Here is a 23,683-nt window from a genome sequence, read left to right as displayed (position 1 = left end):
CACGTCCATGATTTCCTTCATCCTTCGCCGATTGGCGAGTGCGGTGCCGACCTTGTTTATCGTCGTCACCATATCCTTCTTCCTGATGCGGTTCGCCCCTGGTGGCCCCTTCAACCTCGAGCGTCCTCTTCCGCCACAAACGATGGCGAACCTGATGAAGACGTATCAGCTCGACCAGCCCCTTTGGCGCCAATACACGCACTATCTCAGCAATGCTGTGACCGGCGACTTCGGCCCGAGCTATGTCTATAAAGACAACAATGTCGCTGAATTGATCAGCAAGGGTCTGCCCTATTCGATGGAGCTCGGCTTCTACGCGCTGTTGCTTGCTCTCATCGGCGGCGTGACTGCCGGCACGATCGCCGCGCTCAGGCAGAACAGCATTCTCGATTTTGCGATCATGTCGGTCTCGACGATCGGCGTCACCGTGCCGAACTTCGTTGTCGGTCCGGTGCTCGTGTTGATATTCGCGGTCGGCCTTTCGTGGGTTCCCTCCGGCGGTTGGGGTGATGGATCGTTCCGCTCCCTGATCCTGCCGATGATTGCGCTGGCACTGCCGCAGGTTGCGGTTTTCGCGCGCCTGACACGCGGATCGATGATCGAGGCGCTTCACACCGACCACATCCGAACCGCCAGGGCCTACGGCCTACCTGCGCGAACGGTTGTGGTGACCCACGCGATGCGCGGCGCGATGCTGCCGGTCGTGTCCTATCTCGCACCCTGTGCCGCGGCGCTGCTGACCGGTTCGGCTGTCGTCGAGACGATCTTCACCATTCCGGGTGTCGGCCGTTACTTCGTCCTCGGCGCGATCAACCGCGACTATACGCTGGTGATGGGCACGGTCATTCTCGTTGCAATCTTCGTCATCGTTTTCAATCTCCTGGTCGACATTCTCTACGGCCTGCTCGATCCGAGGGTTCGCCATGACTGATATCGTCCAGACCCCGGTGGTGACACCGGAAACCAAGGGGCGCAGCCTCTTCCAGCTCGCCGCTATGCGCTTCAAGCGCAACCGTGCCGCCATGGCCGGTTGCGTGATGCTGGCACTGATCGCGCTGTTCTCGTTCTTAGGTCCGCTGTTTGTGCCGCATACCTATGACCAGGTGTTTCCGTCATACGTCACGAAAGCCCCCAGCCTCGAGCCGCGGCCCGACGTTTCGACGTTGCAGGGGGTGATGGAAGGCATCGCGACCCGCGCCCGCGTCACGCTCAAGGAGTTCAATCTCGAGGGTGAGACCTTCACCGCGACGATCACCTCGGAACAGCCGATCGATGCGCGCGCAACGCGCTATTTCGATCGCGCCAACGAGTTCCGCGACACCCAGGTGGTGGCAACGGAAGATGACGGCCGCACGCTGAAAGTGACCGGTCAGGTCGACCGGGAATACTTCCCCTTCGGCACCGATTCCAACGGTCGCGATCTTCTGGTCCGCGTCATGCTCGGTGGCCAGATCTCGATCGCCGTCGGCCTGCTGGCGAGCCTCGTTTCGCTCGGCATCGGCGTCGTCTACGGCGCGACATCGGGCTATATCGGCGGCCGCGTCGACAACGTCATGATGCGACTGGTGGAGATCATGTATTCTCTGCCCTTCGTCTTCCTCGTCGTCGTTCTCGTCGTGTTCTTCGGTCGCTCGTTCATCCTGATCTTCCTGGTGATCGGGGCGGTGGAATGGCTCGACATGGCCCGTATCGTGCGCGGCCAGACGCTTGCGCTCAAGCGGCGCGAGTTCGTCGGCGCCGCGCAGGCACTCGGCCTGACCGATTGGCAGATCATCCGCCGGCACATCATCCCCAACACGATCGGTCCGGTCATCGTTTTCGTGACCGTCGTCGTGCCCAAGGTGATTCTGCTCGAGAGCTTCCTCTCCTTCCTCGGCCTTGGTGTTCAGGCGCCGCTGACGAGCTGGGGTGCGCTGATCTCGGAAGGCGCAAACAACATCCAGTCGGCGCCGTGGCTGCTCATCTTCCCGGCCATCTTCTTCGTCCTAACGCTGTTCTCGCTGAATTTCGTTGGCGACGGCCTGCGCGATGCGCTCGACCCGAAGGATCGCTGACATGGCAGATACCAAGCAAACCATCCTGGCCGTTCGCGGCCTCAAGGTGAACTTCTCGACGCCTGACGGCACGGTCGAAGCGGTCAAGGGCATCGATCTCGACGTGCGAACCGGCGAAACGCTTGCGGTCGTCGGCGAGTCCGGCTCCGGCAAGAGCCAGACGATGATGGGCATCATGGGCCTGCTCGCCAAGAACGGTGAGGTCACCGGCTCCGCGCGTTACCGCGGGCAGGAGCTCGTAGGACTGCCGCCAAAGGCGCTGAACCAGGTGCGCGGCGCGAAGGTCACCATGATCTTCCAGGAACCGATGACCTCGCTCGATCCGCTCTATCCGATCGGCCGCCAGATCGCCGAGCCGATCGTTCATCATCGCGGCGGCTCGTTCAAGCAGGCTCGGGCACGTGTGCTCGAACTGCTCGAGCTTGTCGGCATCCCCGAGCCGGGGCGCCGTATCGACAGCTATCCGCACGAGCTTTCGGGCGGCCAGCGCCAGCGCGTGATGATCGCTATGGCGCTCGCCAACGAGCCGGATCTCCTGATTGCGGACGAACCGACGACGGCACTCGACGTGACGATCCAGGCGCAGATCCTCGATCTCCTGAAGTCGCTGCAGAAGCGCTTCGGCATGGCGATCGTGCTGATCACGCACGACCTCGGCATCGTCAAGCACTTCGCGGACCGCGTTGCGGTGATGCGGCGCGGCGAAGTGGTGGAAAAGGGCACGACGACTGACATCTTCGAGCGGCCGCAGGCCGACTACACGAAGATGCTGCTCGCGGCCGAGCCGAGCGGCCGCAAGGCGTCGCCGGCCGACAGCGCACCGATCATTCTCGAAGGGCGTGACGTCTGTGTCGACTACCAGATCGGCGGCGGTCTATTCCGTGGCGGCAAGTCTGTCTTCCGTGCGGTGGACAACGTCAATCTGCGCCTGCAAGAAGGACAGACGATCGGTGTCGTAGGCGAGTCCGGCTCGGGCAAGTCGACGCTCGGACGCGCGCTCCTAAGGCTCCTACCGAGCAGTGGTCACTACCGCTTCGGGACAAAGGATATTTCCAACTTCGATCGTGGGCAGATGCGGCCGCTGCGCCGGGCGTTGCAGCTTGTCTTCCAGGATCCCTACGGCTCGCTTTCACCCCGGCGCACCGTCGGCGAGATCATCACCGAAGGTCTCCACGTGCATGAGCCCGAGCTCAGCCGCGCCGACCGAGATCGCCGTGCGTCCGAGGCGCTGAAGGAAGTGGGGCTCGATCCCGCGTCCCGCAACCGTTACCCGCACGAGTTCTCGGGCGGCCAGCGGCAGCGCATCGCGATCGCCCGCGCAATGATCCTGAAGCCCAAGGTCGTCATTCTCGACGAACCGACCTCGGCGCTCGACCGCTCGGTGCAGGGTCAGGTAATCGAACTCTTGCGTGACCTGCAGCGCTCGCATGGGCTTTCCTACATCTTCATCAGCCACGACCTCTCGGTTGTGAAGGCGATGTCGGACTATGTGATCGTCATGAAGAACGGCAAGATCGTCGAGGAAGGCGAGACGGACGCGATCTTCGAGGCGCCGAAGCAACCCTATACCAAGACGCTGATTGGCGCAGCCTTCAACGTCTGAGCCGGTAGCCAGCACCATTGACGGGGACGCGAGCGATCGCGTCCCCGTTTTTGTTTGCGGTCATTGCGGCTTTGATGCCCGCTCCGTCTAGAGCTCGCCATCGGTCGGGAAATCTGCAGCGACAAGCTTTTTATCGAGCCCGAACTTCTGCATTTTCTCGTAGAGCGTCTTGCGCGAAATGCCGAGAGACTCGTAGACCGGCTTCAGGGCGCCCCCATGCGCGGCAATGGCGCTGGCGATCAGGCCTTTTTCATAGGCTGCCACCTTATCGGCAAGCCGGCCGCTCTCTTCCTTCGCGGCCTCGAGCGGTGCTGAATCAAGCCCGAGCACCAGCCGCTCGGCGGCGTTGCGCAGTTCGCGCACATTGCCTGGCCAATCGCGCTCGGCCATTTCGGCCAGCATGGCTTGCGAGACCTCGACTTCATCGCGGCCATAGCGTGCCGCGGATTCCCTGACCAGTTGCAGGAAGAGCAGCGGGATATCGGCACGGCGCTGGGCGAGCGAGGGAACCCGAAGCGTTGCGACATTGAGGCGGTAGAGCAGATCGGCGCGGAAGCGTCCTGCGGCAACTTCCCTTTCGAGATCGACCTTGCTGGTGGCGATGAAGCGCACGTCGAGCGGCACGACTTCGTTCGATCCCAGGCGGGTGATGACGCGTTCCTGGAGGACGCGCAGGAATTTTGCCTGAAGGTCGAACGGCATCGAGCCGATCTCGTCGAGCAGGATGGTGCCGCCGCGACCATGCTCGAATTTGCCGTAGCGCGGGCGGATGGCGCCAGGAAAGGCGCCGGGCTCGTGGCCGAAGAGCTCGCTCTCGATCAGGTTCTCCGGCAGGGCCGCGCAGTTGATGGCGATGAACGGGCTGTTGGCGCGGGCGCTAAGATCATGCAGCGTGCGGGCCAGCACCTCCTTGCCGACGCCGGTATCGCCGATGATCAGCGTGTCGGCGTCGGCTGCGCCGATCGCGCGAATACGATAGCGCAGATCGACCATGACCTGGCTGCGGCCGGGGAGCCGCTGCTCGATGTCGTCGCGTTTTCCGGCGACGGCTTTCAGCCGGCGGTTTTCCAGAACGAGCGCACGCCAATCCAACGCCCGGCGAATGGTGCCGGCGAGCATCTGTGCCGCGAACGGCTTCTCGACGAAATCATAGGCGCCTTCGCGCATCGCGCGCACGGCAAGCTGCACGTCGCCATGGCCGGTGACGAGGATGACCGGCACCTCGGCATCAATCTCTCGGATGCGCTGTAGCAGCGTCATGCCGTCCATGCCGGGCATGCGGATGTCGCTGATGACGACGCCGACGAAGCTGTAGCTGATGAATTCCAGCGCAAGTTCGGCTGCGGCGAAGGGATCGACGCGGAAACCCGCCAGTTCCAGCGCCTGCGCGCTCGAATGGCGCACCTCCTCTTCGTCGTCGACGAGCAGGATCCGGCTCTCGATCATTCGGCAGCCTCCCGGGCATTGCTGTTTTCTGCGGCGAGTTCGATCCGGAACTCGGCACCGCCTTCCGCTAGGTTGGTTGCGACAAGACTGCCGCCGAAATCCTTGATAATGTTATAGGAAATCGAAAGGCCAAGGCCCAGCCCCTTACCGACGCCCTTTGTGGAAAAGAACGGATCGAAGATGCGCTCGGCAATCGCCGGCGCGACGCCAGGCCCCCGATCGCTGACCGTCAGCACCACCTTGTGGGCTTCCTGTCGAGCGCGAAGGCGAATGGTCCGGTCATCAAGCCCTTCGACCGCATCGGCCGCATTGGAGATGATGTTGACGAGTACCTGCTGCAGGCGCACGGAACCGGCACGCACGACGAGCGGTTTATCGCCGAGATCGATGTCGATGGTTGCCGCTGCGGCCTTCAGCCGAACCGATACGATCTCCATCGTATCGCGCACCACCTCTTCGACCGGAACCGGCCCAAGCTTTTCATTCGGCTTGCGCGCGAAATTTCGCAGATGCTTGCTGATAGCCGCCATGCGGTCGACGAGCCCGGAGATTCGGCGGATATTGTCGGTCGCCTCGTCGGAGCGACCACGTTCGATCAGCAGGGCCGCGCTGTCTGCATAGGTCTTGGCGGCGGCAAGCGGCTGGTTGAATTCGTGCGAGAGGGCCGCGGACATTTGGCCGAGACCTGCCAGTTTGCCGGCCTGGATCAGATCGGCCTGTGTCCGGCGCAACTGCTGTTCCGTCAGGCGACGTTCGGCGATCTCTTCCTCGATCTGGGCATTGACGCGCGCGAGGTCGGCTGTGCGTTCGTCGACACGGCGTTCGAGTTCGACCTGTGCTTCTGCCTGCATGGAGATGCGTTCGTTGAGCCGAGCACGCCGTTGCAGAATAATGGCCACGCCAAGGCCCGCAAGACAGATCAACAGCAGCGCGGCGGCGACGGTGGTCAGAGCTTGCGTATAGGCAGAGGCCGTATCCACGAGGACATTCACGGTCCAGTCGGCATCCGGCATATATTGCGAGAGCACGAGGTATTCGCGGCTCGAACCGCCGGAGGAGACGGTCATGAAGCGGTGGTCGGACGCGTTGCTCTCTGCCATTGGCAGCGGACGCAGGGTGGCGTCGGCGTAGCGCCTCGAGGCTTCGGTGCGCGCGAGGCGGTCTGAGGTCAGCGGCAGGATAGAGGAGTAGAGCCAGTCTGGGTCGCCGGACATGAAGATGATGCCTTCGGGATCGGAAACGAAGATCCTGTATTCCCCACCCTGCCACGAGGCTTCGATGCTTTCGACATCGACCTTGAAGACGATAACGCCGCGGATTTCGTCGCCGATCTGGATTGGCGAGCCGAAATAGTAGCCCCGCTTCAGCGATGTGGTGCCAAGCGCATAGAACCGCGACTGCTGTCCGCGAAGCGCTTCCTGGAAATAGGGCCGGTAACTGAAGTTCTGGCCGACGAAGCTCGTCGGCCCGTCATAGTTGCTGGCAGCGATTGTATCGCCGTCCGGCGTGATGACATAGATGTCGGAGGAGTGGAGCAGCGCGTTGATGTCTTTCAGATAGGTGTTCACCGCCTCCCTCAGTCGCCGATCACGCGGGCGGGTGACCAGTTCCTGAACGTCCTCGTGATCGGCGATCAGTGCTGGCAGCGCCTGATAGCGGTTGAGGTGACCATCGAGCGCCGTGACGGCGAGCCGGAGAGCGGTGGTGGCTTGAGCGGTCGCCTCGCGCAGATAGCTGTCTGTCGTGACCGCATAGCCTTTCCAGGCCAGCATGGTCGCAAGCAGCGGCAACAGCAGGAATCCAAGAGCCAAGCGAAATTTCACAGGTGTCCGCGCGCCTCCTCGCGTACTTACGGCAACATGCCGCGAGCCGATCTTATGCATCGGCGCAACCGGTCACAAGCGCAGCGCTGCCAGGCATATGATTGTTGACGAGTCTCTGGCGTCGTCAATGAAGTGTTGACAATGCGTTTGGCCGCCGCCGTCTTTCGCCGACGCCCGGATGAGCGCATCTATGACCCAACGGAGCGCCCGGTGGCGCCGGAGAGAAAGGATCACGGCAATGCTCAATCAGATTAAGGGTCTGCATCACGTCACTTCGATGGCCGACGATGCGCGCGAAAACAACCTGTTCTTCACTAGGTCGCTCGGCCTGCGCCGCGTCAAGAAGACGGTCAACTTCGACTCGCCGGACGTCTACCACCTCTATTACGGCGACGAAGCCGGCACGCCCGGCACAGTCATGACCTATTTCCCGTTCCCGAACATGCCGCGCGGCCGTGCCGGTACCGGTGAAGTCGGGACCACCGTCTTCTCCGTGCCGGAGGGTTCGCTCGGCTTCTGGCGGGATCGCCTGACGGCATCGGGGGTCTCCGGTCTCAAGGACGAAGAAACCTTCGGCGAGAAGCGCCTGAACTTTGCCGGCCCTGATGGCGACGGCTTCGCGCTCGTCGAGGTCAAGGACGATCAGCGCACGCCCTGGACGGAAGGCGGCATCTCGGCGGATCATGCGATTCGCGGCTTCCACTCCGCCGCACTCCGCCTTCGCGACGAAGGCGCGACGGCCGAATTGCTGAAGTTCATGGGCTATGAGGAGCTTGACCGCAAGGACGGCGTCACGCGTTTGATCGTGCCTGGCGGCAACGATGCGCGCGTCATCGACCTCGAGACGATGCCGAATATCGGTCGCGCTTCTCAGGGCGCCGGTTCGGTTCACCATATCGCCTTTGCCGTCGAAAACCGCGAAAAGCAGCTCGAAGTGCGCAAGGCGTTGATGGACACTGGCTACCAGGTCACCCCGGTCATCGACCGCGATTACTTCTGGGCGATCTACTTCCGCACGCCGGGCGGCGTGTTGTTCGAGATCGCCACCAACGAGCCGGGCTTCGACCGGGATGAGGATCTCGCTCACCTCGGCGAGGCGCTGAAGCTGCCGCAGCAGCACAAGCACCTGCGTCCGATCCTGGAAAGCCACCTGCAGAAGATCGACGACTAACACGTCGATGCAGGCAAGGCTCGCCGTTGCGGCGAGCCCTCGGGATCGGATCGTACGGAAAGGACCGTTCACAGTTTCGTCGAAACCGTGAATCTAACGCTTTGAAATCACGCAATCTCGGACGGGTGTTTGCCCGTTTCCGGAAATTGCTCCAGGAGACAAAAATGGTCGATCATGGCTACGTTCACAAACTGAAGGCCGGCAAGCCCGGCCAGCCGATCTTCTTCGTCTTTCACGGGACGGGCGGAGATGAAAACCAGTTCTTCACCTTCGCGTCCGAGCTTCTACCCGATGCGACGATCGTCTCGCCGCGTGGCGACGTGGCGGAATATGGGGCTGCGCGCTTCTTCAAGCGCACGGGCGAGGGCGTCTACGACATGGCGGATCTTGCCCGCGCCACGGAGAAGATGGCCGGTTTCGTCAAGGCATTGGTCGCGGAGCACCAGGCTTCGGAGGTGATCGGCCTTGGCTATTCCAACGGCGCGAACATTCTTGCCAATGTGCTGATCGAAGACGGTGTCTTCGACAAGTCGGTGCTCATGCATCCTCTGATCCCGTTCCGGCCGAAGGACAACGCGGGCCTCAAAGGGCGCCGGGTGTTGATCACGGCCGGCGAACGCGATCCCATCTGCCCGGCGCCGCTGACGCAGGCCCTGGCAGACTATTTCCAGGGGCAGGGCGTCGTAACGGAAACCGAATGGCACCCGGGTGGCCACGATATCCGCCAGACCGAGGTCGCCGCGATCGGGCGTTTCCTGAAAGCTTGACGCTATTCCAGCCGGCGGCGGAACAACCATGAGGCGGCCGAGAGGGTGACGATGGCGATCAGCAAGAGCGGGATCGTCTGGCGCACCACCTCGACCGCCGGAATGTCCTTTAGGAATACGCCCTTCACAATTACGAGGAAGTAGCGCAACGGGTTGACGTAGGTGATCGGTTGCAGCCACGAGGGCATGTTCTCGATCGGCGTCGCGAAGCCGGAGAGCAGCATTGCCGGCACCATGAAGAGGAATGCACCGAGGATCGCCTGCTGCTGTGTCATCGACAGCGCCGAGATGAACAGGCCTAGACCGACGACGGCGGCCAGGTAGAAGACTGCGCTGCCGTAGAGCAGGAACAGCGAGCCGCGCAGCGGCACGCCGAAGATGAAGACGGCGGCCAGAATATAGATGGTGATGTGGAACAGGCCGATCATCATCGGCGGGATCAGCTTGCCGATCAGGATCTCATGCGTCCTCAGCGGTGAGACCATGAGCTGATCGAAAGTGCCGAGCTCGCGTTCGCGCGCGATCGATAGCGCGGTCACGATCAGGCCGATCAAAAGAGCGATGCTCGCCACCAGGTTCGGCACCATGAACCATTGATAGGTGAGGTTCGGATTGAACCAGTTGCGCGCTACGACCGTGACGGCGCCCGACGCCATACGCTTGCCGGCCGGAGTCTCGGCGGCAAGCGTTGCGACGATGCGACTGAGATAGCCGGAGACGATCTGCGACGCGTTTGAGCGGCGCCCGTCGAGGATGAGCTGCACCTTTGCCGGCCGGCTCCCCTCAATATCGCGCGAGAAGGTCGGGCCGATTTCGATCGCGGCAATGACCTTTTGGGTGTCGATCGCCACGCGCACCTCGTCAGGGCTGTTGGTGAAGCGGATGCTGCGGAAGGTCGGCGATCCCAGGATCTCCTGAACGAGATCCTGGCTCCAATGGCCGTTGTCTCGGTTCAGCACCAGGACGTCGACATTCGTCACTTCGAGCGTCGCGGCATAGGAAAACACCAGCAACTGCATGATCGGCGGCACGATCAGCACGGTGCGTCCCTTGGGATCACGCAGCACCGCCAGCAACTCCTTGACGATCAGCGCTTTGAGCCTTGTCCACCACATCTCAGCCAATCCTCTTGCGGGTGCTGCGGGCGGCGAGCGCAAAGAAGACGCAGCCGATCAGGAGCATGACGGCGATGGCGCGCGTGAACATCGGCCAGATGTCGCCGGCAAGGAACACGGTCTGCAGGCTTGGGATCAGATAACGCGCCGGCACGATGAGAGTGATCCATTGAATAACCGTCGGCATCGAATTGATTTCGAAGAGAAAGCCGGAGAGCAGGAACGCCGGCAGAAAGGCTGAGATCAGCGCGAGCTGCGAGGCGAGGAACTGGTTCTTCGTGGCCGCCGAGATCAGCAGGCCCTGGCCAAGCGCCGGCATCAGGAAGGTTGCCGAGAGCGCATAGAGTGCAGCGACCGAGCCGCGAAAGGGGACGCCGAACAGGAAGACGGCAAGCAGTACGCAGAGCGTCATCGAGGTAAGGCCGAGGATAAAATAGGGCAGCAGCTTTCCGGCCAGAAGTTCGGCGGCCGAGACGGGCGTCGCCATCATCGCCTCCATCGTGCCCCGTTCCCATTCGCGGGCGACGACGAGCGAGGTGAGCAGGGTCCCGACCAGCGTCATAACGATGGCGATTGACCCGGGCACAAGGAAATTCCGGCTGGTCAGCTCCGGATTGAACCAGAATCGCTGCTCGGCCGAAATTGCCGGCGGCCGGCCGGCGCCGTCGCTCAAGCGCTGGCGCTCCCAGTTGGCAAGGGTCGCCTGGGCGTAGTTTTGCACGAAGTTGGCGGTGTTGGGGTCCGAGCCATCGACGAGCACCTGCACCGTCGGATGGCGCCCGGCGGCAAAGTCCGCCGTGAAGCCGGCCGGAATCACGACGATGCCGCGCACGCGACCAAGCACCAGGTCTTCTTCGAATTCGCGCCGGTCGCGGCCGACCGTTACCTTGAAATAGCGTGACGCCTGGAAGCCGGCGGCGAGGTCGCGGGTCAGCGGTGCCTCCTCCTCGATGATGAGCCCGACGCGGGTCTGCGTCGTATCGAGCGAGACGCCGTAGCCGAAGAGAAACAGCAGGATCATGGGCAGCACGAAGGCGATCAGGATGCTGCTCGGATCGCGAACGATTTGATAGCTTTCCTTGCGCACGAGTGCGGCAAAGCGACGGGCTCTGGCGGCCCGGCTTTCGAGGTTGGCGGATTGCGCGCTCATGCCTCCTTTTCCTCCGACCCCTGGACCAGGGCGATGAAAGCATCCTCCATCGTCGGATCCGGAAGCTTGTCGCTGGCGACCTGTGCCTTCAGTTCGTCCGGCGAGCCGAGCGCGATCGACCGGCCGCGATAGACGAGCGAGATACGGTCGCAATACTCAGCCTCGTCCATGAAGTGGGTGGTGACGAGCACGGTCACGCCCTTTTCGACCAGCCCGTTGATATGGGTCCAGAACTCGCGCCGGGTGATGGGGTCGACGCCGGAGGTCGGTTCATCGAGAAACAGTGCTTCCGGCTCATGCAGCACGGCGCAGGCAAGGGCCAGCCGCTGCTTGAGCCCAAGCGGCAGATCCTTGGCCGACATGTCGAGCAGCCGACCGAAGGCGAAGATATCGGTCATCAGCTGGATGCGTTCGCGCTTGCGCGTGCCGGAAAGGCCGTAGACGCCGGCGAAGAAACTGAGGTTCTGCGCGACGCTTAGGTCGCCATAGAGCGAGAACTTCTGCGCCATGTAGCCAAGCCGGTTGCGCGCCTCTGCTGCGTCACGGCGCAGGTCGAAACCGGCAACGCGGCCTTCGCCGGCCGACGGTTTCAGCAGGCCGCAGAGCATCTTGAACGTCGTCGATTTGCCGGCGCCGTTCGGGCCGAGAAGTCCGAAGATCTGGCCGCGCGGAATGTCGAAGGTGATGTCGTCGGCGGCGGTGAAGTCGCCGAAACGTTTTGTCAGGCCGTGGGCCTCGATGACCGGCTTGCTGTCCTCCATCGTGAAAGGTGTCTGTGTTTCCGCCAGTTTCGAGCGGCCGCCGGGGCCGCCGCCGAGCATGTCGATGAAAGCATCCTCGAAGCGGGGCGGGGTGGTCGTTACGTCAGGCGCAGACGAGCCGTCGTCCGGTGTCGGCGGTTTTGTGTCCGGCTTCATCACCAGTCGGATTGCTTCACCCTGGATGACACCGTCGACGACATCGTCGTCATCGAGCAAGCGAGCGAGCTTCTGGCGGCGTCCATGCGCGATACCGGAAACCTTGAAGACGCGGTCGGCGACTCGAGCGGTCAGATCGGCGGGACTGCCGGCAAAAAGCAACTTGCCCTCGTTCAGCAGGAGAACGCTGTCGCAGGCCTCGGCTTCGTCGAGATAGGCCGTCGACCAGACGACGCCAATGCCCTCGGCCGTCAGGTTCTCGACCATCTTCCAAAGGTCGCGGCGCGAGATCGGATCGACGCCGACGCCCGGTTCGTCCAAGAGGAGCAAGCGGGGCTTGCGCAGGAGCGCACAGGCGAGACCGAGCTTCTGCTTCATGCCGCCGGAGAGTTTGCCGGCAAGCCGTTCGGTAAAGCGCTTGAGATCGGTGAATTCCAGCAGTTCGTCGAAGGTCGCGGCTCGCTCGGCAAGCGGCAGGCCGCGCAGATCGGCGTAAAGGTTCAGGTTCTCCTGTACGGAAAGATCTTCATACAGGCCGAAGCGCTGCGGCATATAGCCGATCGCCGCTTGGATGTCGGCGGCTTTGGTCACAATGTCGAAACCGAGAACCTCGACCTTTCCCTTGTCCGGCACCATCAGCCCGGTCATCAGCCGGATCAGCGTGGTCTTTCCCGCGCCATCAGGACCGACGAGCCCTGTGATCCGTCCGCCGAGGATTTCGCCATCGATGTGGTCGAGCGCCGGCGGGGCATCGCCGAAACGCTTGACCACGTCCATTATCCGGACGAACGGCGCGTTCTCGTTCATTGTTTTGCCTCTGCGGCGTCAGGCAAGTGCACCGTCACCGGCATGCCCTGCCTGAGATCGGGCCCCGGCTTGTCGACCACGATGCGCAGGCGGTAGACGAGATCGGTCCTGAGTTCTGGCGTTTCCACCGACTTCGGGGTGAACTCGGCGACGGGCGAGATGAAACCCACCGTCCCCTTATAGGGGCGATCCGGTGCACTGTCTGACGTGATTTCGACAGCCATGCCCGGATGCACTCGGCCAAGATCCGGTTCCGCGACATAGGCCCGGACCCAGACGGGTTCGTTGAGCGAGACGACATAGACCATGTCGGACGGCGCGACGATGGCGCCGACTTCGCGCACCCGGGACAGAATGGTGCCCGCGTTTGGCGCAAGCAGGCGGGTATCGGCAAGCGACGTGCGGGCACTTTCGAGCTTGGCTTCGGCTGCGAGCACCTGTGCCTGACCCGCCTCGATGTCCTCAATCCGGCTTCCCTCTACGATGAGCGCGAGCCCCTCGCGGGCGGAGGTGGCCCGTGCAGCCGCGGCAGCCCTGTTGGCGCTTGCCTCGTCGAGGTTGGCCTGAGAAATGGTGCCGTTCGGACGCAGTTGCCGCGCGCGTTCATAGGCGAGGTTGGCATTTTCCAGGTCGGCCAGACGCTCCTCATGAGTGGCGCGCGCCTGGGCGATTTCGGTCGGGCGGGCGCCCGCCTTCAGTTTTGCAAGATTGGCCTTGAGCGCGCCGAGTTCGGCTTCGGCCGCGGCCACTGCCTGTTCGAACGGAACGGCGTCAAGGGTCGCAAGGACATCGCCGGGCTTCACCGCGTCGCCTTCGTCGACGCTAAGGCTCGCTATACGGCCATTGACGCGGAAGCCGAGAGAGACTTGGCGGATGTCGACATTGCCGTAGAGAACCGAGGCTCGCTCCGTGCCCGTCCAGCCGAGCCGCTGGGGGACGTCGAACCACCACGCACCGGCAGCACTGCCAGCGAGCAACAGAAGGGCGATTGCCGGCTTGTTCATGGCTGGGCCTCCTTCTCGCCGCCAAGTGCCGCGACAAGCTCGGCGACGTGCCGACGCAGAATGTCGAGTTCGTCGGGGCCAACGACCTGCCAGCTCATCTGCCGGAGCATGGCCGCATGGGCCATCCGGAAGACGAGGATGCTGCCGACGAAGGAGAGGGTCTTCAGCCGGACATGCTCGGACTGCGGTGGTTCACCGAGAATTGTCGCAACCAGCCTGCTGGCCATGCCGATCATCGGGCCCATGACATTGGCGTAGACCCGTTCGAAGGCTTCGGTTGGCTCCATCTGTTCGCGGATGATGAAGCGCGCCCAGCTTTCGGATTGCCGGCTGACGAAGATAGCGACCATGCGCTGCGCCATCTGGGTCAGGAGATCCCGGGCTTCCTCAGCCGACATTGCCTTGCCTTCGCTGTCGAGGCGGGCAAGACGCTCGAGGATCGCGTTTCTGAGATCGCCGACATGTCCAACGATAATTGATGCAAGATGCTCGGCGGCGGCGATGTAGAGGCCTTCCTTGCCGCCGAAATAATAGGGGATCGCCTGCAGGTTTACGCCGGCAGTCTCCGCGAGCCTCCGCGTGCTGGCGCCGTCGAAACCGTAGCGGCCGAAGACATCGATGGAACTCGTCAAAAGCTTTTCACGCGTGACATCGCCGCGGTCCTGCTTGGGTGCTTGGGTCGAGGTTTTGTTTTTCATCATGTCCTCAAATTACATCACTCCATTGATTAAGTCAATCGAATGAATTTGTGTTGCCCGATTGCGCGGCTTCTGGTCCGGGCCATGGGCGGACCAGCGAAGCGTTCGCGGCTCACGGCAGAGCGAGGTTGGCCATACGGCGTAGACCGTTGCGCATGGCGCCTAAGGACGGCGCGCGATCACAAGGGGATGGGGGGTGCATATACTGCCGGATCGGCCAATTGGCGGAGCCTAGACCGCCGCAGAGAAATCTATCGAGATCTTAGTGCCGCGCTCCGGGGCGGTATCGACCGCGATGATCGCCTGGTGGAGCTCGCTGATGCGCCGGACAATCTTCAGGCCGAGCCCGAGCTGACCGGAACTCTTCACGTAGCCGAGGTCCTCGTGGTGTTCGGGCAAGTCGACGAGCCCATTGCCATTGTCCTCGACGGAGACAACCGGGCCGGGACCGCAGGCGAGAACGATCCGCGTGCCCGGCGGATTGTGCTTCACAGCGTTCTCAATCAGGTTTCGCAGCATGTTCTCGACGAGCGCCGGGATCGCGGTGACCGGCGGCGTGCCTTCGTCGACGAATTCGAGAGACTTGTCGTGGTCGAAGACGAACGGCGCGATGGCTTCCGCAACGGCGGCTCCGATTTGCGACAGGCTGGTGCGCTGGTAGGCGGAGGGATCGACTGCATCGGCACGCGCCAGAGAGGTGAGCTGCTCCAGGATATGGGTCAGGGCGTCAAGGTCCCTTTCGGCATTGCGGGCCCTTGGGTCGTTAATGCGGCTCAGTTCCATCTTGGCGATCGAGACCGGCGTCCGGATCTCGTGAGCGATCGAGGAGGAGAACAGCTTCTGCGACTGAATGAGATCGGCAACGCGCGTGAGCATGCGATTGACCGCGGTGACCAGGCGGGCGATCTCCTGCGGCATCCGCGTCAGTGGCAGGCGTGCATTGCTGTCGCGCGGGTCTAGTCCATCGGCAGCCTGGGCCGCCATGGCGACGGGCTTGAGCGCGCTGCGAATGGACCAGATCGTAGCACCGATGACGAGGCAGAACATCAACGTCATCGGTACGATCATCGAATCGAACATCTCATGCAGCAGGGCGCCGTACATGAAGCCGTTCGGATCGTTGAGGATCGCAAGTTCGATGAGCACGGTCGTCCCGTTCCGTTCGAAAGACTGGCCGCCGGCGACGCTGAAGGGCTTGCCGGGAGCGATCAGCCGCTTCCAGAACTGCGGTGCATCCATGCTGACGGGCAGGAAATGCTGGGCGCATTCGCTCGTGCAGTTCGAATAGACGATCACGCCTGAAGCTGTGCGGATGCGCAGGAAGATCGAGCCATCGTCGTCATGGCGGTCCTGATAGCGCTCGCGCATCTCGTGATTGGGTTCGTAGCTCGCCACGCCATCGCGGACCTGGACATAACCGGCCAGGTTTTCGGTTTCCTGCTGGAGCATGAGAACGCTCAGCTTGTCGTCGTCGAACCAGTAGTCGGCAAAGACGACGCCGATCTGGATTGCCATAGCAATCAGCGAAAAAGCGATGATGCGGCGGGCGACGATGCCGATCAGCGAAGGGTTGCGGGGCTTCATGAGGCGCGCCTGAGCAGATAGCCGATACCACGCACGGTCTCGATCTGTACGCCGGTGTCAAGCGGCTGCAGGCGCTTGCGCACGCGTGATACCGCGAGCTCGAGCGCATTGGGCGTCACTTCCTGGCCGTATTCGGAAAGTGCCGTTTCGAGTTTGCGCTTTGGCACGACGCGGCCGACTTCCCGCATCAGGATTTCCATCAGCGAACGCTCGCGCGGCGGCAACGGCACTACGATGCCGTCACAAGTAAGGTCTGCGGTTGCCGGGTCATAGCGCAAGGCGCCAGCCTCCAGCACCGGCTGGACCGCTTGCGGGTTGCGCCTCAGCATCGCACGGCAACGGGAGAGAAGCTCCCGATGATGGAATGGCTTTACGAGATAGTCATCAGCACCGGCATCGAGCCCGGCAATACGCTCGTCGACTGATCCCTTGGCGGTGATGATCAGCACAGGCAGCCCCGGATAGTCGAGCCGGAGGCGACGAAGCAGAGACAGGCCGTCGCCGTCGGGCAAGCCGAGATCGAGCAATACGAGATCGTGCTCCCGCCCGGCGATTGCCGTTTCGGCGTCCGCAACGGTTGAAACGGAATCGAGGCGCCAGCCAGCGTCCCGCATGGTTTCTCCGACCAGTTCTACCAGTCGCGGGCTGTCTTCAACCAGGAGCAGGCGCATTGAATCGTCTCGATATTACAGGGGCCGCTGCCGACCATATGGGCTTTCGCTTGGGCTGCCAACTCCCGGTCGCAAAACCCACCACCGCGTGCATGAAGCGGGCAATGAGCAATCTTGACGGGGTTTCGACAGCTTGCACGTCGTATCTCGACCGGTGAGGGGGAGGGTGCAACTGAACAGGTGGCCGTATTGCGGTCTCCACTTCCACTGAATGCTCGCGCCTGTATTGACCATCTCAGATGATCGCGCAGTCGCCGCTGGAGACGACCGCATTGATTTTTTCGAGAATTCGCCGGCCAGAGATCGGTAGTATCGCTCTGAGCGCGCTTGTCAGCGCCTATCTGCTTCTTGTCAGCAACAAATCCTTCTGGACGCACACGTTTGCCTATTTCAACGATTCCGTCGTGGCGCTTGTGTCCTTCAGCGTGGCACTCTGCCTCCTGACCTTTGCTGGGCTTACGACCGCTTCCGTCAAATATGTGATGAAGCCGGTGGTGATCTTCTTCATCATGGTGTCGGCGTCGGCTTCCTATTTCATCGATACCTTTGGCGTCATCATCGACAAAGACATGATCGGCAATGCGGCCGTGACGACGCAGGCCGAAGCCGGCCACCTGCTGACCGGCAGCCTGGCGATGCACCTGCTGCTCTACGGTCTGCTTCCCGCGCTTCTCGTCATGTCGGTCAAGGTCCGCCGTCGCCCCTTTCTTGCCAATGCCGCGATCAATCTTGCGGTGATCATCCCCTGCCTCATCGTCAGCGGTGGGCTGGTCTATGCCAATTTCGCGAACGTCGCCTACGTGATCCGCGAGCACAAGGACCTGATGAAGCGGTTCAATCCGACGGGGCCGGTCTCGGCGGCCGTGCGGTATGCCGCGTCGACCTACAAGGAGCGCAACATCGTCGTGCAGCCGCTCGGCACCGACGCCCGCCAGGGCTCGCGGATTGCGGCGGCCGGCAAGCCGGTGGTCGTTGTCGTCGTTGCCGGCGAGACCGCGCGCGCAATGAACTTCTCTTTGAACGGCTACGCACGGGAGACCAATCCGGAACTGAAGGCGCTGGGCGTCGTGAACTATACGGACACCACGAGTTGCGGCACGGCAACGGCGATTTCGCTTCCCTGCATGTTCTCCGTCTATCCGCGCAATGAATACAGCGACTGGAAGGCGCGTTCGACGGAAAATCTGATGAACGTGCTGACGCGTGCCGGCGTCTCGACCACCTGGTGGGACAACAACACCGGCAGCAAGGGCATTGCCGATCTCATCAACTTCGCCAGCATGACCAACCAGAAGAACAGCCCTCTGTGCAAGAACGGCGAATGCCTGGATGAAATCTTCCTCGGCGAACTCGACAAGAAGCTCCAGGCGACCACATCGAACAGCGTGATCGTCCTGCACCAGCTTGGCAGCCACGGTCCTTCCTACTATCTGCGCTATCCTGAAAAGTTTCGCCGGTTCACGCCGGATTGCCGCACGCCGGAACTGATGAAGTGCTCGGTTGCCGAGATTACCAACGCCTACGACAATTCGATCCTTTACACCGACTACGTGCTGGCGAGTGTTGCCCGTCTCCTGGAGAAGCACCAGGCCCGCGTCGCCGGCGCGATGATCTATATGTCCGACCACGGTGAGTCGCTCGGCGAAAACGGTATCTATCTGCACGGTGCGCCCTACGCGATTGCCCCGCGGGAACAGACGCAGGTACCATTCGTCGCCTGGTTTTCGAGGCCCTATCAGGCGACCATGGGGGTCGATACCGCCTGTCTCGACAAGGACACGGCGCAGCCGAAGTCGCACGACAACCTCTTCCATACCGTTCTCGGCATGATGAACGTCGAGACGAAGGTCTACAGACGTGACCTCGACGCTTTCGCAAATTGCACGCGGAAGCCGGCCGGTGGCCCGATCTTCCAGTCGGCAGATACGGCCAACGATCTGCCGGCCAATACAACGCGCGCCGTCGCATTGCCGGGCGCACTGTGAGCACCCGCGACCGCTTGCCGCGATTTTTCCGGGTTCTCGGGAACAAAAGCGCGTTTCGACACTTCCTTGCTTACATGTCCTCGACTCCGCGCGGACGGTCCGCGACCCCTTTTGCCATATCAGTCCGGTGGACAGAGGCGCCAATCCGTACGCAGGAGGATTAGATGCGCATCGTCGGTATACAGGTTTCCCCGGAAAGAGCCGGTCGAGTTGGATTTAGCGTCGAGTTCGTCGGCGATGGCGGGGAAGTGGTGACCGTGATGTGCCCGCAGGATGATGCCGGCTCCTTGAACCGGCTCAACGCCATCGCAAAGGCAAAGGAAATGCTCAGAACGGCGCTCGACGCAGACGAAGCGCTTCAGGCTGCGGGCGGTGCGCAGGGCGCCTTCCGCGGACCGCTGCCGAATGCACGTCACGCGCATGATCGGGATGCGATGGAAGAGCAGCTCGACGAGGGGCTCGAGGATACATTTCCGGCGAGCGACCCGGTATCGATCGCCGCTTCGACGATCGCAAAGGGCCATTCCCGCCGCTGACGGCTCAGCGACGGTACCGCCTGTTCCGAGTGACGGCGAATATGGCTTTCGCGATTTCGCTCGAAGGCGTACCTCCGCCCAGTTTCGGCCATCTCGGCGGATTACCGGAAAAATTGTCGGGCACTTTGACGTGAGTCGGTTGTTTCAATCGACATCGCGCGCATACGTTTCGGCGAAAGACTTGTTATAGTGTTTTGATTTATCGATATTTTCCCCCTGGATCAGCCCAGTTCGAGGGGGTGGAGTATGTGTGGAGAGTAGACACATGGCCGGCCGGCAACTCACCTTCGCTATCGGCGACATTCATGGTTGCCTCGACCAGTTGCGCGTGCTTTTGCGCGAGATTGAAACCTATGCGCCGGCGGGCAGGGTCATTTTTCTCGGCGACTTGATCGATCGGGGGCCGGACAGCCGTGGTGTCGTCGAGTTGGTCATGGCCGGTCCGTCAAAACCCGGTTGGACCTGGATGACACTCAAGGGCAACCATGAAGAGATGTTGTGGGGCGCCAGCAGCGGCGAGAGCGACGTTGATTGGTGGCTCATGAACGGTGGCCAGGAGACGCTGGTCTCCTACAATGGCGTCGTTCCCGGTCGGCATCTGAAGTGGATCAAGGAGCTTCCCACGATCCTTGTCGAACGGCATCGCATTTTCGTGCATGCGGGTATCGATGAGACCTTGCCGCTCGAACAGCAAGGCGACGAGATCTTCCTCTGGATCCGGCGACCAGAGGACTATTCGGGCGAGTACTTTGGAAGACATCTCTGCCATGGGCATACACCCAGCATGGCCAATCCGCGCACGATCGGAAACCGGACCAATGTCGATTCTGGCGCGGTCTTCAGTGGCGTGTTGTCCTGTGCCGTCTTCGACGACGATCAGCCTGGTGGCCCGATCGATTTCCTCATGACGACGCAGATCCAGGCCGCAAGCTAAGCGACATCGCTGGCGGTTGCGCCGCGAATGGCATTGTGCGTCCGGCCGTCCGGTAGTAGGTGTGCCTTCTCCATAGGGCGATGTTGCTGCCGCCCGTTTCACCACCTCAGGGGATTGCTTTGGACGCTGCGCCTTCATCCGTGTTCACGAAGAATTTTGCTGCCCTGCTGTTCGATATGGATGGCACCTTGTTGAACTCCATGGCCGTCGTCGAACGTGTCTGGGGCGCCTGGGCGGTGCGCAACGGGATCGATCCGATCGAATTCATAAAGACCGTTCACGGCGTCCGTGCCGTTGATACGATCCGCAACCTCGAACTGCCTGATGTCGATCCGGAAAAGGAAGCCTATGATCTGGCGCTCGCAGAGATCGCCGATGTCGAGGGCATCGTCGAAATCCCCGGTGCCGTCGCCTTCCTGAATTCACTGCCGCCGCAGAAATGGGCGATCGTCACGTCCGCGCCGCTGGACTTGGCAGTGCGCCGCCTTGCTGCTGCCGGTATCCCGACCCCGCAGTTGATGATTACGGGCGAAGATGTTTCCGTCGGCAAACCCGATCCGCAGGGATACCGGATGGCGGCCGAGCGCCTGGGTGTGCGACCGGAGGATTGCCTCGTCTTCGAAGACGCGCCGGCGGGTATTTTGGCGGGCCTTGCGGCCGGCGCCGACGTCGTCGTCGTTACCGGCGCACACGCGGCTGCGGAAGGTACTCCGCACCTGACGCTTGATCGCTATCACGAGATCGAGGTGGAACTCGCAAGCGACGGCATGCTGTCGCTGCGTCAAACATTCTGAAAGCCGAAGGTCGGTGATGACCTTCGGCCTCCCATTCGAACTCAGGCGTTGAGCCAGCATTTCGTCAGCGCGTGGCCGCCCATCAGTTCGCCGTTCGGATCGTCGACCCAGCCGCCGACCTTGTCGCTCGTAGCGTCGATGTAGTTGTTGAACATCGGCACGATGACCCCGCCCTCGTCACGCAAAATCATCGCCGACTGGCGATAGAGCGCCTTGCGCTTGGCTGTGTCGAGTTCGCCGCGCGCAGTGAAGATCAGCCTGTCGAAATCCTCGCGGAAGAAGCGCGTGTCGTTCCACTCTGCCTTCGATAGGTAGGCGATGGAATAGACCTGGTCCTGCGTCGGCCGCCCGGTCCAGTAGGACATGCTGAAGGGCTGCTTGTTCCAGACATCCGACCAGTAGCCGTCGCCCGGTTCGCGCTTCAGGTCGATGGTGATCCCGCATTTGGCGGCGCTCATCTGGAAAAGCTGCGCCGCGTCGACGGCGCCTGGGAAGGCGACGTCCGAAGTTCTCAGCAGAACCGAGCCGCTGTGGCCGGACTTCTTGTAGTGAAACTTTGCCTTGTCCGGATCGAATGCCCGCTGTTCGATGTCGTTGTCGAAGAGCGGATAGCCCTTGATCATCGGCGTGTCGTTACCGACGGTGCCGTAGCCGGCGAGCACCTTGGCGACCATCTCTTCGCGGTCGACGGCGTATTTCAGTGCCAGGCGCAGGTCGTTGTTGTCGAAGGGTGTCGTGTTGCAGTGGGCGATGAAGACGTAGTGACCCTTGCCCGGCACGTTGCGGATGACGACGCCCGGCAGACGCTGGATCAGGGCCACAACCTTGGGCTCGATGCGGTTGATCATATGGATCTGGCCGCTCTGCAGGGCGGCGGTGCGTGCCGTCGAATCGTTGATGACGGCGATCTCGATCTGGTCGGCATGGCCGCGCTCGGCGGACCCCCAATAGCCTTCGTGGCGTTGGGCGATGTGTTTCACGCCCGGCTCATTGGAGACCACCTTGTAAGGCCCGGTGCCGATGCCCGCCGTCGGATCGTCCTTGCCACCATTTGGCTGGATCATCAGGTGATAATCGCTGACGACATAGGGCAGGTCGGCGTTCGGTTGGCGAAGCGTGATGACGACGCTGTCGCCATCTGCCTTGATCGTCTCGAATTCCTGGACGAAGGGCAAGGCCGCCGACTTGGAATCGGCATCGCCGTGACGCTCGAGTGTCGCCACCACGTCCGCCGGGGTCAGTTCCTTGCCGTTGTGAAAGGTGACGTCCTTGCGGATCTTGAAGCGCCAGATCTTGGCGTCGGGTGTTGCCTCATAGGATTCGGCGAGCCGATATTCGATCTCGCCGGCCGGAGATACCTCGAGCAACTGTTCTCCCCAGCAGCGCCCAAGTGTGTAGGGGACCTGGCTTGCCCATGTCGCGGGGTCGAGGCTGTTCGTCGACTCCCCGCCGACGAGGCCGGCCTTCAGTGTTCCCCCTTTGACGGGCCCGGCCGCTCGGGCTGCCTGGCCGAGCAGCAAATTCGCCGACGCGACCGTAACGCCGAGTGCTGCGGCTCGCCCAAGAAACTCCCGTCGCGACAGCCGCCCTGAGGCCACCTGTTGGCTCATGAATTCCAGTTCTCTTGGCATGGCTCACTCCCTCCCTTGTAAGACCCGCCCGGCGCACCGGTATCGTTGCAGGATATTGGAGGCAGATATCGCGTCTGGATTCTTGCCGCGCGACAGTTGGTGCCGCAGATCGACTTGAGAACGTCGTATCCTCGACCGTCGGCACTACCCGACGGCGACAGGCAGCGTCAGCCTTTGCGGGCGTAACGTTGCAGAACGGCGGAGATATCCGGCTCGGTCTTGTCTATATCGAGTTCGGCGCGCAGTTCGACGGCGTGGAGACGCTCGAGCATGATCCGCTCTGCCGTGGCGGTGTCGCGCGACTGCAGCGCGCGGATGATCTGCACATGTTCGTCGACTGCGCATTCCGGAGAATGCAGCCGGGCGAAACGCGCTAGGATCAGCGAGCAACGCGAGACGATCTCGCGGACAAAGCGCGCCAGGGCCTGCGAGCCCGTGAGTCGGCGAGCAGGATGTGGAATTCGCCTGCGAGGCGGATCGAAAGCGGGCCGTGATCGGAAAGGGCTGCTTCTTCCTGCTTCACGTGCTGCTCCAGTCGCTTGACCTCGGCGCTGCCGAGATCGGCCACCAGCCGGCGGATAACTTCGGCTTCCAGCATGCGCCTTAGCGCGAAGATATCGCGGGCTTCTTCCAGCGTCGGCTCCGCCACGCAGGCGCCCTTGTTGGCTCTGAGATCGAGGATGTCCTCGGCGTTCAGCCGGACCAGGGCCGCGCGAACGCTGGTACGGCTGACCTTGAAATGATCGGCGATCGTGTCTTCGGCAAGCTTCGTTCCCGGCCTTAATGCCTGCTCCAGGATGGCCTGGCGCAGGAGCCTGTAGACGACGTCGCTGCGGCTCGATTTCTCAGACAAGGTTGCCTCCCCGACGGGCCGATCGAGGATCGACCAAACAGGTCCTGCATTTCGATAACGCCCGAATATTTCGTCGTCAAGATTGTATACAATCATGTTGATGTTTGTATCCGTCTATCGTATGCAATTGATGGCGCTGA

At 62.1% G+C, this 23,683-nt stretch carries 19 protein-coding genes and 1 pseudogene; 9 read left to right on the top strand and 11 right to left on the bottom strand.

Annotation, left to right across the window (positions count from 1 at the left end):
- Window positions 1–7: 7 nt before the first annotated feature.
- From oppB to ACTJKM_RS15690, 3 genes are read left to right on the top strand one after another with little or no spacing between them, the layout of a single operon-like run.
- Window positions 8–931 carry an oligopeptide ABC transporter permease OppB gene (oppB, locus tag ACTJKM_RS15700; protein WP_057248531.1) on the top strand — a complete coding sequence of 308 codons (924 nt, stop codon included), beginning with the start codon at window positions 8–10 and terminating at the stop codon, window positions 929–931.
- Window positions 924–2,054 carry an ABC transporter permease gene (locus tag ACTJKM_RS15695; RefSeq protein WP_057248530.1) on the top strand — a complete coding sequence of 377 codons (1,131 nt, stop codon included), beginning with the start codon at window positions 924–926 and terminating at the stop codon, window positions 2,052–2,054. Before oppB ends, ACTJKM_RS15695 begins: the two co-directional genes overlap by 8 nt.
- Before the next feature lies 1 nt (window position 2,055).
- Window positions 2,056–3,657 carry an ABC transporter ATP-binding protein gene (locus ACTJKM_RS15690; RefSeq protein WP_058326323.1) on the top strand — a complete coding sequence of 534 codons (1,602 nt, stop codon included), beginning with the start codon at window positions 2,056–2,058 and terminating at the stop codon, window positions 3,655–3,657.
- A gap of 87 nt (window positions 3,658–3,744) precedes the next feature.
- On the opposite strand, the gene ACTJKM_RS15685 is transcribed toward ACTJKM_RS15690, so the two are convergent.
- Both ACTJKM_RS15685 and ACTJKM_RS15680 read right to left on the bottom strand, forming a co-directional pair.
- Window positions 3,745–5,103: a sigma-54-dependent transcriptional regulator gene (locus tag ACTJKM_RS15685; protein WP_440660582.1), complete on the bottom strand. Its 1,359-nt coding sequence runs from the start codon at window positions 5,101–5,103 to the stop codon at window positions 3,745–3,747.
- Window positions 5,100–6,926 (bottom strand): sensor histidine kinase, encoded by a 1,827-nt coding sequence (locus ACTJKM_RS15680; protein ID WP_440637294.1) that lies wholly within the window; start codon window positions 6,924–6,926, stop codon window positions 5,100–5,102. The genes ACTJKM_RS15685 and ACTJKM_RS15680 overlap by 4 nt, the downstream gene beginning before the upstream one ends.
- A 238-nt stretch (window positions 6,927–7,164) precedes the next feature.
- Between ACTJKM_RS15680 and ACTJKM_RS15675 the strand changes: the two genes are divergently transcribed.
- Both ACTJKM_RS15675 and ACTJKM_RS15670 read left to right on the top strand, forming a co-directional pair.
- Entirely contained in the window at window positions 7,165–8,097 is a 933-nt protein-coding gene (locus ACTJKM_RS15675; protein WP_440637296.1) for a VOC family protein, read from the top strand.
- A gap of 164 nt (window positions 8,098–8,261) precedes the next feature.
- Window positions 8,262–8,864 carry an alpha/beta hydrolase gene (locus ACTJKM_RS15670; RefSeq protein ID WP_440660581.1) on the top strand — a complete coding sequence of 201 codons (603 nt, stop codon included), beginning with the start codon at window positions 8,262–8,264 and terminating at the stop codon, window positions 8,862–8,864.
- Window positions 8,865–8,866: 2 nt separating this feature from the next.
- Here ACTJKM_RS15670 and ACTJKM_RS15665 read toward each other — a convergent pair whose 3' ends face one another.
- The 7 genes from ACTJKM_RS15665 to ACTJKM_RS15635 all read right to left on the bottom strand — a co-directional run bounded on the left by ACTJKM_RS15665 (window position 8,867) and on the right by ACTJKM_RS15635 (window position 16,810).
- Window positions 8,867–9,979 (bottom strand): ABC transporter permease, encoded by a 1,113-nt coding sequence (locus ACTJKM_RS15665; protein WP_440660580.1) that lies wholly within the window; start codon window positions 9,977–9,979, stop codon window positions 8,867–8,869.
- Between the two features lies 1 nt (window position 9,980).
- Window positions 9,981–11,129: an ABC transporter permease gene (locus ACTJKM_RS15660; protein ID WP_440660579.1), complete on the bottom strand. Its 1,149-nt coding sequence runs from the start codon at window positions 11,127–11,129 to the stop codon at window positions 9,981–9,983.
- Window positions 11,126–12,853, bottom strand: coding sequence for an ATP-binding cassette domain-containing protein (locus ACTJKM_RS15655; RefSeq protein ID WP_440660578.1), 1,728 nt, complete (start codon window positions 12,851–12,853; stop codon window positions 11,126–11,128). Before ACTJKM_RS15655 ends, ACTJKM_RS15660 begins: the two co-directional genes overlap by 4 nt.
- The gene (gene hlyD / locus ACTJKM_RS15650) at window positions 12,850–13,857 is read right to left on the bottom strand and encodes a secretion protein HlyD (protein WP_440660577.1); all 1,008 of its coding nucleotides are present in this window, start codon (window positions 13,855–13,857) and stop codon (window positions 12,850–12,852) included. The genes ACTJKM_RS15655 and hlyD overlap by 4 nt, the downstream gene beginning before the upstream one ends.
- Entirely contained in the window at window positions 13,854–14,558 is a 705-nt protein-coding gene (locus ACTJKM_RS15645; protein ID WP_440660575.1) for a CerR family C-terminal domain-containing protein, read from the bottom strand. Before ACTJKM_RS15645 ends, hlyD begins: the two co-directional genes overlap by 4 nt.
- A gap of 228 nt (window positions 14,559–14,786) precedes the next feature.
- Window positions 14,787–16,139, bottom strand: coding sequence for a sensor histidine kinase (locus ACTJKM_RS15640; RefSeq protein WP_058326313.1), 1,353 nt, complete (start codon window positions 16,137–16,139; stop codon window positions 14,787–14,789).
- Window positions 16,136–16,810: a response regulator transcription factor gene (locus ACTJKM_RS15635; RefSeq protein ID WP_065374799.1), complete on the bottom strand. Its 675-nt coding sequence runs from the start codon at window positions 16,808–16,810 to the stop codon at window positions 16,136–16,138. Before ACTJKM_RS15635 ends, ACTJKM_RS15640 begins: the two co-directional genes overlap by 4 nt.
- Before the next feature lie 272 nt (window positions 16,811–17,082).
- On the opposite strand from ACTJKM_RS15635, the gene ACTJKM_RS15630 reads away from it, so the two are divergent.
- The 4 genes from ACTJKM_RS15630 to ACTJKM_RS15615 all read left to right on the top strand — a co-directional run bounded on the left by ACTJKM_RS15630 (window position 17,083) and on the right by ACTJKM_RS15615 (window position 21,059).
- On the top strand, window positions 17,083–18,795 hold the full coding sequence (locus tag ACTJKM_RS15630) for a phosphoethanolamine transferase (RefSeq protein WP_440660573.1): 1,713 nt from the start codon (window positions 17,083–17,085) through the stop codon (window positions 18,793–18,795).
- A gap of 164 nt (window positions 18,796–18,959) precedes the next feature.
- Window positions 18,960–19,331, top strand: coding sequence for a hypothetical protein (locus ACTJKM_RS15625; RefSeq protein WP_440660572.1), 372 nt, complete (start codon window positions 18,960–18,962; stop codon window positions 19,329–19,331).
- 265 nt (window positions 19,332–19,596) lie between these two features.
- On the top strand, window positions 19,597–20,265 hold the full coding sequence (locus ACTJKM_RS15620; RefSeq protein ID WP_058326309.1) for a metallophosphoesterase family protein: 669 nt from the start codon (window positions 19,597–19,599) through the stop codon (window positions 20,263–20,265).
- 80 nt (window positions 20,266–20,345) lie between these two features.
- Window positions 20,346–21,059 carry an HAD family hydrolase gene (locus tag ACTJKM_RS15615; protein ID WP_440637306.1) on the top strand — a complete coding sequence of 238 codons (714 nt, stop codon included), beginning with the start codon at window positions 20,346–20,348 and terminating at the stop codon, window positions 21,057–21,059.
- 41 nt (window positions 21,060–21,100) lie between these two features.
- Here the strand turns inward: ACTJKM_RS15615 and ACTJKM_RS15610 are convergent, their stop codons facing one another.
- Together ACTJKM_RS15610 and ACTJKM_RS15605 are read right to left on the bottom strand one after the other, a co-directional pair.
- Window positions 21,101–22,690: an ABC transporter substrate-binding protein gene (locus ACTJKM_RS15610; RefSeq protein WP_440660570.1), complete on the bottom strand. Its 1,590-nt coding sequence runs from the start codon at window positions 22,688–22,690 to the stop codon at window positions 21,101–21,103.
- Window positions 22,691–22,857: 167 nt separating this feature from the next.
- Window positions 22,858–23,639, bottom strand: a pseudogene (locus ACTJKM_RS15605) (GntR family transcriptional regulator).
- Window positions 23,640–23,683 lie beyond the last annotated feature (44 nt).

Source organism: Ensifer sp. 22460 (genome assembly GCF_052044935.1).
In the GTDB taxonomy this organism is placed as follows: domain Bacteria; phylum Pseudomonadota; class Alphaproteobacteria; order Rhizobiales; family Rhizobiaceae; genus Ensifer.
Note: the sequence above shows the minus strand (reverse complement) of the source record. Positions and strands in the feature narration are given on the sequence as shown.